The organism is Leptospira yasudae, from assembly GCF_003545925.1.
GTDB lineage: Bacteria > Spirochaetota > Leptospiria > Leptospirales > Leptospiraceae > Leptospira > Leptospira yasudae.
In genome coordinates, this window is record NZ_QHCU01000001.1 from 354,566 (window position 1) to 368,734 (window position 14,169).

Consider the following 14,169-nt stretch of genomic DNA (forward strand, 5'->3'; position numbering starts at 1 on the left):
TGCGATCGATCTCAATCTATTCCCCTTTTTTGCCCGTTGTTTTTGTTTCCGGGGCGGCCAAGTCTTCTCTCAGTACGATTTTAAATTCCGCCTTAGCCTGATTGGATTCGTTGCCTTCCTGAATCAAGGCCCAGGAGAATTTTCCAACGTCCAGAACGCTTAGGTCCGTCAAGCGGAAGGATTCTCCGTTTACGGATCGTTTGAGTATGGATTCTCCGTTTCCTCCGTAAAGATTTAGACTCCATTTTTGTTCTTTGGAATTCGCGTTGTGTTTCCAGCGGAATACGATCGAGTTTTGTCCGGTCATATCCACGGTCCTTCCTTTAATCGGAAATACCAAGGCCGGAAGTACGGATGTTTCCTTTTCGGCTTTCGGTTCGTTTCCGTTTTCCGTTTGTTTGGAAGGAATCGTTTCGTTGGTCGCGGCCGTCGTCGGCGCGGCAGTTTGTATTTCCGGAACTTCCGTCTTTTGAACGGTTTCCGTTTTTTCAACCTGGAACGATCTCGCTTCGGATACGGCTTCGGTTCCCGGTAAGTTCGAGAAGGACTTCACTCTCCAATGATATTTTCCTCCCGATAACGGAATGGAGATCGAAGTTTTAAAAACCGTGAGTTGCCTGAGCCCCGATTTGAAATCGGGCGACTCCGAAATTTCCAAAATATAACCGGTCGCTAAACGGGAAGGTTTCCATCGAAACGATTGCAGCTCGCCGCCTTCCAAGCTCGTGTTCTTCAACGGAAACAACAACGTTACGGGAGGGTTGGGGAGAATGCGAAATTTCCTGACTTCGGAAAGTTTCGTTTTGTCCGCGGAGATGAGCCTCCAATAATAGATTCCTTCGGGAAGATTGGCGTCCGCAAAATCCCCTTTGGATTCCTTTTTGAAAATCAAAGGATGAAAACTTCGGTTTAACGAAACTTCTAATACGACATTGGGAATGGAAGGGACCGGTTTCCATCGGAATAGGATCCTGGCCTCTCCGGTTTCCGGAAAAATCCGATGATTGTCCACGGGTTCGAACAAGGTCCATTCTTCCCGGATCGGCTGCAGCGATTCGTTTCCGACTCTCGCCTTTTCACCTTCTTTGATTTCCTTGGTTTCCTGATTGGAGTCGATCCATTTCAAGGTTCCTTTGGTGAGTTCTACGAGATTGTCACCGCTCGTTCCGTCCCGCGTTACGCGAAACAGACTGGATTTGTCCGTCGACTTCAGAACCGTTTTGCCGGACGTAAGGCTTACCGATCGGGTAGATTGCACTCGAACCGAACCTTCCTCCAATTCCAGAAGTTCCTCTTCTTCCTTAAGATTGATTACGATCATCGATCTCGGATCCAATTCGAATTTGGTTCCCGAGGTCAGAGTGACGACGGCTTCGGACAATTCGTCGGTTCGAACGGAATCGTGATTGAAGATCGGAAAGTTCTGCTCCACATCCTGCCAGATCATACGATCCGAAAATTTTCTCTGCGCGGTTTTGTATTTGAACGTGATGTTTCCTACGGTTTCCTTTCTGCCTTCCCCGAAATCGGCCGCGCCTTCTCTCCAAAAAAGAAAAAGGGAAACGCAAAGCGCGAGAAGGGACAGAACGCCCACTTGGATTTCCTTTCGAAATTTCGAATATAGGTTCATGCCAAGGACCGGGAAGGCGATTCAGGGTCGGGAATTCCGCATAACACGCGTAATTCTTCGAGAGATTTAGGGCAATCCTGATCCTCTTTCCAACCTAACACCGCGTAGATGGACTGCGGTTTTTCCTTTCCGCGGATCCATACGGGAGGAAGTTCCACGAAGTTGAAATGATCCTTTGCCTGTTGATACGTGCTTTCCGAGATGAGAATGTCGGTTCCGAATTCCTTGTTCAAGTATTCTATTCTGGACGCGAGATTGACCGTATCGCCGATCACCGTGAATTCAAGCTTCTTCTCCGAACCGATCTGTCCCACGATCACCGGACCGGAATTGATTCCGCAACCGAAACGGGTAAACGGACGACCTATCTCGTGACCCTTGCTGTTGAACTCGATCAACGCTCTTCGCATTAACAAGGCCGCGTTGATCGCGTTCTTCGGTTCGTGACCGTCGTGAACGAGCGCGCCCCAGTGAGCCATCACCGCGTCTCCGATGAACTTATCCACGATTCCCTGAGTGAGATAAATACATTCCACCATCTCGGTGAAGTATTGATTCAGAAATTCTACGACTTCTTCCGGCTTCATCTTTTCGGACATTCCCGTAAAGTTTCGTAGATCGGAAAAGAAGACCGTAACGTCTCGGTTTTCGCCGCCTAGCTTGAGATCGGAAGATAACGCGCGTTCGGCGATTTCCTTGTTTACGAATTTACCGAAGGTGCTTTTGATCTTTTCGCGTTCCTCGAGTCCGCGCGCCATTCGCAAGAACGAGTTGGTAAGAACCCCCACTTCGTCGTGCGTTGTGGGACGGATATCAACGTGATAATTCCCTTGTTCCACTTTACGCGTCGCACTGAGAAGCTGAATGATCGGAATCGTCAGAGTTCTTGAAAACACGAACACGACGAAGAATGCCACGGATAAAACCGAAATCATGATGAGAAGATTCTGTCTTCTAATCTTGTAAACCGCCTCGAAAGCGAGATCGGCGTCCAACGTGGAAAGAATTCCGAGCCCTCCTACTTCGAGCTGTTGATACGAACCGAGCATTTCCCTTCCTTCAAAATCGAAACGCTGCGAACCGTTATCCGAAGGACTGCGAAGCATATTCTCCACAAGAGGATGTTTTTTATAATCCCGACCGGAGATCGCTTCCTTGTCGTTCGAGTGCGCGATCAGATTTCCGGAAGAATCCACGACGAGCATTTGGAAGAAGTCCGTTTGTCGAACCGCCAAAAAAGAATCCAAAAATTCCGTGGCGGAAAAAACCAAACCCGAAATCTCCGCGCCTTCGGATACGGGAAGAAGAACCGCAACGGCGGGGAAGCCGAACTCGGAAGAAACATTCAATACTTCTAATGTTCCGGACAAACGGGAAGAAGCCTTTTCCAAAGCGCCTTTCAGCGTCTCCGGATCGGGAACTCCCGAAACCGAATTCGTCTTTAAAAATTTCAGATTCCAAAAAAGCGAACTGATTTCGCGGACGGAATCCCCCGGTTTGGATCGAAAGCGAACATACGCGACCGCGTTCGGATTGGCGCGGAAGAATTTTTCCGATTCGGCCGGACGAAAGTCCTGAATCTTACGAGTGGTTTCCTTCAGTTGTCCGCTCAGCTGCAGACCGGTCATTCTTGCGAGAGAAAGATTGTATTCCTGAATGAGAATCTCGCTGTATTTTCTGAAAAAGTACGTCGCCATCGTAATCATCAAACTCATGCTGATCATGATGATCGCGGAAACGATGGAGAGAAGTTTTACCCGGATCGTAAACCGGGAAGGACGGAACGGCTCGTCGTAACCGTGCGGGTGTTGAGGATGCTTTAGAAAATCATAATATTTTGATTCGATCGAGGACGCAAGTCCGTGACCCGTCCAAATCAGACAAGGAGTGTTGTGCGAACGGTTTTTCAGGAATTGAAAGAATTTTTCCGAGGATTCTCCGCTGCCGGAAAGAATCTTATCGCTGTCCGCGGAAGAGATCGTAAAACCTCCGTGTTTCAAATCGCGTACGAGTCTTAAAAAATCGTGGGACTTTTTGAGAGTTTCCGCTTCCTTTCCCGGAAGACAAAAAACGACTTCTCTGATTCCAAGCGCGAGCTTTTCGCCAATCAGACTTCGGATTAATAAATCGGGATCGTCTCCGTCGGAGTGAAGATTCGGTAGTTCTTCCCAACGGATCGTTTTATCCCGTTTCCGTATGAATCGATCAAGCAGCCTGGACATCCGTTCCCTGTTCTCCTTAATTCTGGAGAAGAATGAAGATGTTTTTTCTCCTGTCATCCTAAAATCGAAAATTTAAACAGAAGACATAGTTAAGGCCAAACGATTTGAACGAAAATCGACACAGATCGGACAAAGAAAGCGGTTCTAGATCGCCGAAAGACGATTTGGCCTTGCCGGATGGGGATTTATTCGAAAACTGTTCCCATGGATTGGAACGGAATTCAAACCTGGTTTTCGAAGGAATTCTTTTTGGAATTCGGAAACGCTTTCGGAATTTTTCTCTTCGTATTATTTTTCGGTTATATACTCGGAGACAGAATCGTTCCGAGACTTTCCGCCGTTCTTTTTCAGAATAGAATTCCCAGCTCTCATCCTCTTTTTAAAGCGGGAAGAAGAATCATCCGTTTGCTTTTCTTCCTTCTGGCGACGTTTTTATTCCTAAAGTTTCTCAAACTTCCCACTGGTTCGGGAGAATTCGTCTTTTTAGGATACAAAATTCTTTCGATCGTTCTTTTAACCTTTTCGCTCGTTCGTCTTTTTTCGGCGGTGTTCGAAACGTATTCCGAAAAAACCGACGGTTTGATTTCTTCGGCGTCGATCATCAGCAACGTAGTTCGAATCACGTTATTCGCCATCGGTGTTTTGTTGATCCTGCAATCGCTCGGCATTTCGGTCGCACCGATTCTCGGAGCCCTCGGAGTGGGAGGTCTTGCGGTCGCGCTCGGTTTGCAGCCGACCCTTTCCAATTTATTTTCGGGTCTCAGCATTCTTCTAGGAAAGCAGCTCAAAAAAGGGGATTACGTTCGTCTATCGGGAGAAGGACTCGAAGGTTACGTGCAGGACATCACATGGAGAAGCACGACGATCCGCAGATTCAACAACAGCACGATCGTGGTCCCGAATTCCGTCATGGCCTCATCCGTGTTTACTAACTTCGATCTGCCCACGAAAGAATTTTCGATTCAGATCGAAGCCGGTGTCGCTTATCAATCCGATCTCGAACGAGTGGAAACTCTCGCGGTGGAAATCGGAAACGAAGTATTGAAGAAGTTCTATCAGTCGCCTTCGACCAAGGACGTTTCCTTCGCTTATCAAAAGTTCTCCGAAAGTTCCATCGATTTCAAAGTCGTTCTTCCTTCTCAGGAATTCACGGATCAGTTTCAGATCAAACACGAATACATCAAACTTCTCCATTCCCGTTTTCAAAAAGAAGGAATCGAATTGAGGCTGCAAAACAAGAAATGAAACGAGCGAACGGGAAACGGATAACTTTCTATTCTGTTGTCAACCCGTTTAAAGACCGGTCACTTGGACCGACAAACAATCGAACGCCTTAAAGATACTTGCAAACATGAAAGATTCTTTTTTTAAAGACGCGTTTTATTACTGGAACGTATTGAGCGTCGATATCGTATGCGGAGCGGTCGCTTCGGCTTGGTTTGCATCCTCCCTTCTCCATACGCAAATGAGAACGGCGTTTTGGATTTTATTGCCCGCGTCCGTTTGGGTCATCTACAGCGCGGATCATCTGATCGACGGCTGGAAATTGGGAGAAAACAGCGCGAACGAACGGCACGCATTCCATTACAAAAACAGAATTTTCTTAAGTTGGATCACGATGATCGCGGCTGTTCTGTGTTTTGTCTGCGGGATACTGTTTCTGCGGGAATGGGTCGTAAACGTCGCTTTGATTTTGGGAATCTTCGTGTTTTTGCACGTCGTCTTTTCGTATCTTCAAATTCCCTTCTTTTGGAAAGAATGTTCCGTTTCCGTTCTTTATACCGCCGGAGTTTGGTTCGGTCCGATCCTGCTGACGCAAAAATCCGCGTTTGAAACCTGGACACCCTGCGCCCTTTTCTTTTTAACGGCGCTTTGCAATTCTTTCGTAAATTCTTATATGGAAAAAGAAATCGATCGCAAAGAAAACGTGGAATCGATTCTCAAACAAATTTCTCCCGTCGCTTTAAAAAAGACCGTTTATACGTTAGCCGCAATCGGGGCGACAGGAATTCTTTTCTGGTTTCGGGAAAGTTCGGAGCCGATTCTCCCCGAATGTCTGTATTTGGGTTTGGGGTACGCGATTCCCGCGGGAATTCTGCGGTTTGAGACTTCGTTTCAGAAAAACCGGTTTTACAGACTTTTCGGAGAAGGTTATTTCATCCTGGCCTGTATTCCGGTTTTGATTCGACGGTGGGTTACGGTTTGACCGCGGGAGGAATTCTTAAAATCCAACGAAGAGCTTCGTAAAACTTCGTGGCTTTTAAAATCGGATTCAACCATCCGGTCGTGATGCAGAAATACGTGTCGTGAGGGGCCGTGTGATGAACCTTGTGATGCTCCGGTCCTAAAATCAGTTTATATTTTTGTAATGTCTTGATCAGGGGCAAAGGAGAATCCTGATGCGCCCATTTATGAATCTGATTGGTCGCGAAAATTCCCCACAAAAGAAAAAACCAGAACAGCGCGAGAAGCGAACTGAAAACGCCCGCAGAGTCCCAAAAGAAAACATAATATACTAATATAGGCAGCGAAACGAGACAATTGTTTCCGTTCGTCTCGATAAAATCGTGTCTCGTAATTCCTTTCGGGTCCACGTGATGATCGCGGAACGGAAAGATGAACGCGGGTCCGAGCACGGGAGTATTTTCCGAACCGATGCTGTCCCCCAAAAAGTGGACCAAACCGGAGATAAAATCGGCTCCGAGCCAGGAAAGGAAAATCACGGAAGGCACGGCCCAGATCAAATACGAATGAGCCGCGAAGTTGTTTTGAAAAAGGTTCGCGAGTTTATAGCCTAGATAAACGGAAAGAAAAACGAAAGCGATTACGCTGAGTGTCTCGAAGATTCGATGAACGGTTAAGTCCGGTTTCGGAACGGGAGTAAGTTCGGTATTCATACGATTGCCTGGTGTATTCTTAACACAAATAAGAATTCAGGCGATATTTTTTTCCGCAAAGAAACTCTTGGACCGCAAAAAAAAAATGAAACTTTACAGAGGAACTCGCGATCGGATCTTTCTTGATATGAGCCCCCTTTCCTTCAATACGCCCGGCCTTTTGTTCCCCGCGATTTCTCTTCTGATGCTTGCTTATACGAATCGTTTTTTAGGTCTTGCGAGTCTCGCAAGGCAGCTCATCGGAAAATACCAGGAGAAGCAGAATCCGGATCTTCTTTCCCAAATCCGCAATCTCCGTTTCCGTCTTTCGTTAATCCGTCATACGCAGAGCATGGGAATCCTCAGCTTGCTCGCCTGCACTTCTTGTCTGACCGTCTTGGCGTTCGATCTGCAACAAACCGCTTGGATTCTTTTTGCGTTCGCGCTCCTCTTTCTCGTGGTTTCGCTTTGTATCTGTTTGCTGGAAATCCATCTTTCCGTTCACGCTCTCGATATCGAAATGCACGCTCTGGATGCGATGGATCGCGAACGAACAAATTCCGGCTCGCACTAAAGAATTCTTGAAGCAGGAGAGTTTCTCCGTAATTCTCGCTTTTTAAAAAGAAATCGAAATCCGGAAATCGGTTTCGAAAGCGGGAGTTCAATATGAGCGCAGCGTTTTACAGAGACAAGGTGGTGTGGATCACGGGAGCCTCTTCGGGAATCGGAGAAGAACTCGTAAAGGAAGCGGCCAAACGAGGAGCGAAGATCGTTCTTTCCGCGAGAAGAACCAAGGAATTGGAAAGGGTCAAAAAAGAATGCGGTCTCACCAAAACGAACAGCCTGATTCTTCCTTTAGATTTAGAAGATTATAAAAAACTAAAGAACGTTCCGAAAAAGGCGATCGATCAATTCGGAAGAATCGACGTTCTCATCAACAACGGGGGAATCAGCCAGCGTTCCTTTACGTATGAAACCACGGTGGATACGTATGAAAAACTGATGGACGTGAACTATTTCGGAAACATCGCGTTGTCCCTCGCCGTTCTTCCGATCTTACGCAAACAAAAGAGCGGAGTCATCGCTTCGATTTCGAGCGTCGCCGGACTATTCGGGGTTCCTCTCCGCAGCGGTTACAGCGCGACGAAGGCGGCCCTCACCGGTTTTTACGAGGCCCTCCGCGCGGAAAATGTTCAGGAGAATATTCAAGTTTCCTTAATTTATCCGGGCTTTATCAAGACTCAAATCTCCAACAACGCACTCAAAGGCGACGGAAGCAAACAAGGTAAAATGGATTCCGTGATCGAACAAGGCATTTCTGCGGACGAATGCGCCCGCAAAATTTTGGATGGAATCGCCGCTTCCGAAAAGCGGATCATCATTGCCGGTCCGAGAGAAAAGTTCGCGATCTTTGTTTATCGATTCTTTCCGAATCTTTTTGCAAAGATGATCGCAAAAGCGAAAGTGACATGAATTGCGACCCATAGGGAGCAATTCGCTGAGTTATTGCGACCCATAGGGAGCAATTCGCTGAGTTATTGCGACCCATAGGGAGCAATTCGCTGAGTTATTGCGACCCATAGGGAGCAATTCGCTGAGTTATTGCGACTTATACAAAGACATCCGCTAAGCGATTGGCGATCAAGAGAAGTAAGTTGAGGCTGTTATGGCAAAAAATTATATCCGGTTTCAGAAAAAGAAGAACGTCGATTGGGCTTTGCTCGAGAACGGGAGAATTCTCCCGTTGGGCTGCGGAGACCTATCGACAAAAGACTTTCTCGAATTCTTACGGAAGAAAAAGAAATCGACCAAACTTAAATCGATTTCTTCGGAAGGAATTTCGATTTTATCTCCGATCACGGCTCCTTGTCAGATCCTTTGTCAAGGCGCGAACTATAGGCAGCATCTGATCGAATCGGGGTTGAATCCGGACGACAAGAATTACAACCTCTTCTTTACGAAATCGGACGCTTCTTTGTTTCCACCGATCGGAGACGTTGTGCGCCCTTTGCACGTAAAACTTCTGGATTACGAGATCGAACTCGGTCTTGTTTTTGGAAAAGGATTCGATTCCGATTTGGATCCGAATCCGCAAAACGTAGCCTCGCACGTCGCCGCGTTCTTTATGGCAAACGACGTTTCTGCGAGGGACGTTCAGCTTCCTCAATTGCAATGGTATAAGGGAAAATCCTATCGCACATTTTGTCCGTCCGGTCCGCATCTTACGGTTTTGGAACCGGGCGATTTCGAACGTTTGGATTCTTTGGAACTGACGTTGACCGTAAACGGAGAAGTCCGTCAAAAGGACAGCGCTTCCAATCTCGTTTTCAAACCGATCGAAAGCATCGTAGAACTATCACGTTTTTGTAATATTGCCGCGGGTGACGTTTTGCTAACGGGAACTCCTTCCGGTTGTGCGCTCCGCGCGCCGGGGAAACTCGTGCAGGCTCTGGGCGGGTTTCTTTCCGAAAAAACGAAATGGAAGTTGTTTGTCAAAGGCCAAAGCAAACGAAGCCAATACTTACAACCGGGAGACGTCGTCCGTTCTACGATCCGCACCGTCGACGGCAAGATCGACCTCGGTGAACAGATTTTGAACGTGATCGCCGAGTAAATCGGTGGATCGGGTTCGGCACGTTAGACGAAATGGATCGTTTCCGCTGGAAGCAGCGACCCGTTCCGTCAATCCAATTTCGTTCGACTTTGTTTGTCGGACCAATTGTGACGTTCGGAACGAGTCCTTGTATTTTCTCTAAAACGAAGGAGTTCCTACATTCTCATGGGTAAACGGAGAAATTTCCCGAGCATCAACCCGCAAGCGACACGCACGGCTTGGTCTGAAAGACCGAGCGGGACTCCGCGAGCCGGAAGTGGCGCGGTCCGCGTGTAGGAACTCACACAAAATTCAAACGAAATTCGTTCCGATTCTAACGCGGATGCGGCCAAAACTTTTCCGCAGGAGTTCCCACACTCAAGGAGCGCTGTAGATTTCCGCTCCTTGATCCAAAAACTCTTTGGATTTTTCTTCCAGTCCCACTTGAAGGGCTTCCTTCTCGCCGATTCCTTTTTCCTCCGCGAATTTGCGGAGTTCCTGCGTTAAATTCATCGAACAAAAATGAGGACCGCACATGGAACAAAAGTGCGCCGTTTTCATACGATCCTGCGGAAGGGTTTCATCGTGAAACGACTTTGCCGTTTCCGGATCGAGGGAAAGAGCAAACTGATCTTCCCAGCGAAATTCGAAACGGGCCTTGCTCAAAAGATTATCGCGTTCGATCGCGCCCGGATGTCCCTTTGCCAAATCGGCCGCATGAGCCGCGATCTTATACGCGATCACTCCTTGTTTTACGTCTTCCTTATCGGGAAGTCCGAGATGTTCTTTCGGCGTCACATAACAGAGCATAGCCGTTCCGAACCATCCGATCATCGCGGCTCCTATCGCGGAAGTAATATGATCGTAACCCGGAGCGATGTCCGTGACAAGAGGGCCTAACGTATAAAACGGTGCTTCTTGACAGAGTTTCATCTGAAGATCGACGTTCTCTTTGATGAGATGCATCGGAACGTGACCCGGCCCTTCGATCATTACTTGAACGTCCTCTTCCCAAGCGCGTTTGGTCAATTCACCGAGCGTTTCCAATTCTCCGAATTGCGCTTTGTCGTTTGCGTCCGCGATCGAACCGGGACGCAATCCGTCTCCGAGAGAAAACGAAACTCCGTATTTTTTCATCACCTTGAGAATCTCGTCGAAATGCGTATAAAGAAAATTCTCCTTATGATGTGCGAGACACCATTTTGCGAGAATCGATCCTCCCCTTGATACGATCCCGGTCACGCGGTTGGCGGTAAACGGTATATAACGCAGCAGAACTCCCGCGTGAATCGTAAAGTAGTCCACTCCCTGTTCGGCTTGTTCCTCCAAAGTCTCTAAGAAAACTTGAATATTCAAATTCTCCGCTTTTCCTTTCACCTTTTCCAGAGCCTGATAAATCGGAACCGTTCCGATCGGTACGGGGGAATTTCTCAAGATCCATTCTCTCGTTTCGTGAATGTTCTTTCCCGTGGAAAGATCCATCACCGTGTCCGCTCCCCACTTGACCGCCCAATGAAGTTTTTCGACTTCTTCTTCGATGGAGGAACCGAGCGCGGAATTTCCGATGTTCGCATTAATTTTTACGAGAAAATCCTTTCCGATGATCATCGGCTCGAGTTCGGGATGATTTCGATTGGAAGGAAGAATCGCGCGACCGCTCGCGATCGCAGAACGAACGAACTCGGGATTCATATTCTCCCGAAGCGCCACATAACGCATCTCTTCGGTGACGATCCCTTGTTTCGCATAATACATCTGCGAATGATTCGTATCTCCTCGATCCAAACGTTTTCGAATCCACTCTTGTCTGAGTTTCGCGATTCCGTTTTTATAATCGGAAGGCTGCTTATCGGAAAGCGCGCCTTCCGTATGATACGATTGATATTCGGTCCCGTCGGTTAGACGAATCGTTTTGAGCGGGACTTGAAATGATTGAGCGGGTTCCATACTTTCTCCTGACCGCGGGTTTGGAGATGGAACTGAGGAAGGACGTTAAAAAAACAAGAACCGATTCGCGATTCTTCCTTTGAAATTTCCGAGACGACTCGAAATGAATTGGAACAAAGATAGAATCGTTTGTATGATCCGTTTTCCTACGCAGGCCTTATCCTGATCAGGTTCCGGGGACTCTCTCAGAGGCTATTTTGTTTAGCCCCACCCCCAACGGTTTCAAAAGTAGAATCGCATGACAAGAGTTCGATGACAAGAATAAAAAGAAGCCCTTGTACTAAAATCAAACCCGTTTCTCTTTGAGAAATTCCGACCTATATAGAACGCTAAGAACGGAAGAATTCGAAACTTCCCGATTAGAATCCAGTGAGTGAGAATCACCAAACGACTTTTCCAATGTGAAAATCGGTGTGTTTTTTGTTCCGCGTCTTAAGGGATGTTTTAAAAATTTTCGTCGCTCCAAGAGTGAAAGATTTCATACAAACTCATAACAAATGTTATAAATACGTTAAAATTTTTTTCATTCTACTCCGGAATTTTGGGAACTTTTCAGCCTTTTCTCTAAATCCTGTTTGACACTAATCCATGAACTTCTAAAGTTTCACCCTGTGTCCGGGATTCAGGAAAAGAGAAATAACCTCCGGAAACACAATCAAATCAAAATTGAATCGTGAGTAAGGAGTTATCAATGGTTCGTAACATGAGTAAGGTGTTGCTTGTCCTTGCCGTACTGTTCGCGTCGGCTGCAAGCTTAAGTGCAAAATCATACGCAATTGTAGGATTCGGGTTACAATTAGACCTGGGTCAATTAGGTGGAACAATCACTAAGGACGGTCTCGATGCGGCTACGTATTACGGTCCTGTAAGATCTTCCAACACTTGTACCGTTGGAACGGATGCAGGCTGTGTACAAAATCCATCAAGACCTACCGGAGAAGGTAACTTTGTTGGAGTTGCTCCAAGAAGAGCAATCCCTGCTGAAAACAGATTGATCACTCTCGAAAGAACTACCGGCGGTCTTATCAACGCTACAAGCACTAAGGGAGCTATGGTGGGTGGTAACTTAATGGTAGGTTACGAATCCGATTTCGCGAAATATTTCTTCTGGAGAGTTGCAGCCGAGTACACTCAAAAGATCTCCGGCGGGGTTACCAAAGCGGATATCGCTGGTTACAACATCGTAGACATCACTTGGGGATTCAGCGCAATCGTGATTCCTGCGACTGTGGGTATCAAATTGAACGTAACCGAAGATGCGGCTGTTTATATGGGAGCCGGTTTGAACTACTTCAACGGTGGTTGGTCTTTGAACGGGATGAACAACATCAAAGGCGGATACGACCTCATGACAGCTGCAGGTCTTACTTCTGTAGCAAATCTTTTGAGCGACGGAACCGATCCGGTTACGACTCGCGAACATACAAGATTTAGAGCTTCCGGAATCGCTCCGAACTTCTTAATCGGAACTCAGGCACGCGTTTCCGATAAAGGACACGTATTCTTAGAACTCGAAACGATCATGTCTGCAGCCTACTCCGTAGGTAAGACTCAGTCCGTAGGGGGAGCTTCTAACCTTTCTCCTTACCCTGCTTACCCGATCGTTGTCGGTGGACAGATCTACAGATTCGGATACAAACACGAACTCTAAGATTCTTTCCTAAGAATCGAATTTCCAAAAAGGCTCTCCTTCGAGAGCCTTTTTTTATACCATTCGCTCAAAAAAAGTCCGAAGAACCTTGACAGCAGTCGATTCGAATTTAGCGTCCTAATTCAACCATCCGCTGTAAGGAAGCGTAAATGATCTTGGTTCCACGTCGATTCTTCGTAACGAAGTCATATTGGTTGACTGTCTGCCTGTTCTTCTCCTTCTCCCTTTGCGATCACCTTTCGGCAAAATCTTATTTCGTAACCGGATTGGGTCTTCAATTCGATTTGGGAAATATGGGAGAAGTCATCACCAAAGACGGAATCAATTCGGGACAATACCACACGGTTCAATCTTCCAATGCCTGCGACCCGAACGTTGCGATCTGCAGTCAAAACGGATTCGTAAACGGGGTCGCGCTTCGTAGACTGGTCGTTCCCGAAAACAGATTGATCACGATCGAACGAACCACAGGCGGAGTGTTTCAGGCGGAGAGCGCGCAAGGCGCGATGGTAGGCGGCAATATCATGGCCGGTTTCGAAAAGGACTTCGGAAAATATTTTTTCTGGAGAATTTCCGCAAACTATACGCAAAAGATCGCAGGCGGCGTAACAAAGGCGAGTTTTATCGGATATCGCTTCATCGATGCGAATTGGAACTTTCAATCCGTTGTCGTTCCGGCAACGATCGGAATCAAATTAAACGTCAGCGAAGATGCGGCCGTTTATATGGGAATGGGTTTGAATTATTATACGGGAGGCTGGGGACTTCGAGGAAGAAACGATTCGAAAACCGTCGCAGACACGTTAGACGCTCTTATTGTCAGCGTTCCTCAGCTCGCATTGGTTCGGGATCTTTTGAAGGACGGTCCCGATCCGGCTTCGGTTCGGGAAAACACTCAGTTTCGAATTTCGGGATTTTCCCCGAATTGGCTGATCGGAATCCAAGCCCGAATCACGGACAAGGGTTACGTTTTTTTAGAATTGGAAACGGTCTTCGCGTCCAAGATGGACTCGACTACAAGTCAATCTTTGGGAACCATCCTCAACCTTTCCCCTACTCCGGCCTTTCCGATTCAAGTCGGAGGCCAGACATATCGGGCAGGTTACAAACACGAGCTTTGATAATCGTTTCAAAAAGCAATCTACCGAAGTTCATCGCTTTTTATTGAACCGGCGGATTGCTTTCTGAATTCAAATCTCACTTCATAACTCAGCAACTTCTCTCTACTGACGGAGTTTAGGTCGTTCGAT

10 protein-coding genes, 1 pseudogene and 1 riboswitch are annotated in these 14,169 nt (G+C 47.1%); of the genes and pseudogenes, 7 read left to right on the forward strand and 4 right to left on the reverse strand.

The genetic code is table 11. The annotated features are described in order from the left end of the window. Positions 1-16: 16 nt before the first annotated feature. A complete protein-coding gene (locus DLM76_RS01665) occupies positions 17-1,630 on the reverse strand; it encodes a hypothetical protein (protein ID WP_118964204.1) in 1,614 nt (537 codons plus the stop codon). Further along, complete coding sequence (locus DLM76_RS01670; RefSeq protein ID WP_118964205.1) at positions 1,627-3,909, reverse strand: adenylate/guanylate cyclase domain-containing protein; 2,283 nt, start codon at positions 3,907-3,909, stop codon at positions 1,627-1,629. The genes DLM76_RS01665 and DLM76_RS01670 overlap by 4 nt, the downstream gene beginning before the upstream one ends. A gap of 147 nt (positions 3,910-4,056) precedes the next feature. Between DLM76_RS01670 and DLM76_RS01675 the strand changes: the two genes are divergently transcribed. Next, entirely contained in the window at positions 4,057-5,097 is a 1,041-nt protein-coding gene (locus DLM76_RS01675) for a mechanosensitive ion channel family protein (RefSeq protein ID WP_118956468.1), read from the forward strand. Positions 5,098-5,203: 106 nt separating this feature from the next. Beyond that, positions 5,204-6,058, forward strand: a complete 855-nt coding sequence (locus DLM76_RS01680; RefSeq protein WP_118964206.1) for an LA_0991 family prenyltransferase-like protein — start codon at positions 5,204-5,206, stop codon at positions 6,056-6,058. Here DLM76_RS01680 and DLM76_RS01685 read toward each other — a convergent pair. Further along, positions 6,048-6,749 carry a fatty acid desaturase CarF family protein gene (locus DLM76_RS01685; protein WP_118964207.1) on the reverse strand — a complete coding sequence of 234 codons (702 nt, stop codon included), beginning with the start codon at positions 6,747-6,749 and terminating at the stop codon, positions 6,048-6,050. The two genes, DLM76_RS01680 and DLM76_RS01685, sit on opposite strands and share 11 nt — an antisense overlap. Before the next feature lie 45 nt (positions 6,750-6,794). Here DLM76_RS01685 and DLM76_RS01690 point away from each other — a divergent pair. The 3 genes and pseudogenes from DLM76_RS01690 to DLM76_RS01700 all read left to right on the forward strand — a co-directional run bounded on the left by DLM76_RS01690 (position 6,795) and on the right by DLM76_RS01700 (position 9,342). Further along, a pseudogene (locus DLM76_RS01690) lies at positions 6,795-7,302 on the forward strand (DUF2721 domain-containing protein). Positions 7,303-7,394: 92 nt separating this feature from the next. After that, entirely contained in the window at positions 7,395-8,201 is an 807-nt protein-coding gene (locus DLM76_RS01695) for an SDR family oxidoreductase (protein WP_118964208.1), read from the forward strand. Between the two features lie 193 nt (positions 8,202-8,394). Further along, positions 8,395-9,342 carry a fumarylacetoacetate hydrolase family protein gene (locus DLM76_RS01700; protein WP_118964209.1) on the forward strand — a complete coding sequence of 316 codons (948 nt, stop codon included), beginning with the start codon at positions 8,395-8,397 and terminating at the stop codon, positions 9,340-9,342. Between the two features lie 357 nt (positions 9,343-9,699). Here DLM76_RS01700 and thiC read toward each other — a convergent pair whose 3' ends face one another. Continuing rightward, the gene (gene thiC, locus DLM76_RS01705; protein WP_118964210.1) at positions 9,700-11,268 is read right to left on the reverse strand and encodes a phosphomethylpyrimidine synthase ThiC; all 1,569 of its coding nucleotides are present in this window, start codon (positions 11,266-11,268) and stop codon (positions 9,700-9,702) included. Between the two features lie 126 nt (positions 11,269-11,394). Further along, positions 11,395-11,493: riboswitch (TPP riboswitch) on the reverse strand. A 466-nt stretch (positions 11,494-11,959) separates the two neighbouring features. On the opposite strand from thiC, the gene DLM76_RS01715 reads away from it, so the two are divergent. Together DLM76_RS01715 and DLM76_RS01720 are read left to right on the forward strand one after the other, a co-directional pair. Further along, complete coding sequence (locus DLM76_RS01715; protein WP_118956171.1) at positions 11,960-12,919, forward strand: porin OmpL1; 960 nt, start codon at positions 11,960-11,962, stop codon at positions 12,917-12,919. 149 nt (positions 12,920-13,068) lie between these two features. After that, positions 13,069-14,040 (forward strand): porin OmpL1, encoded by a 972-nt coding sequence (locus tag DLM76_RS01720; RefSeq protein WP_118964211.1) that lies wholly within the window; start codon positions 13,069-13,071, stop codon positions 14,038-14,040. The last annotated feature ends 129 nt before the right edge of the window (positions 14,041-14,169 follow it).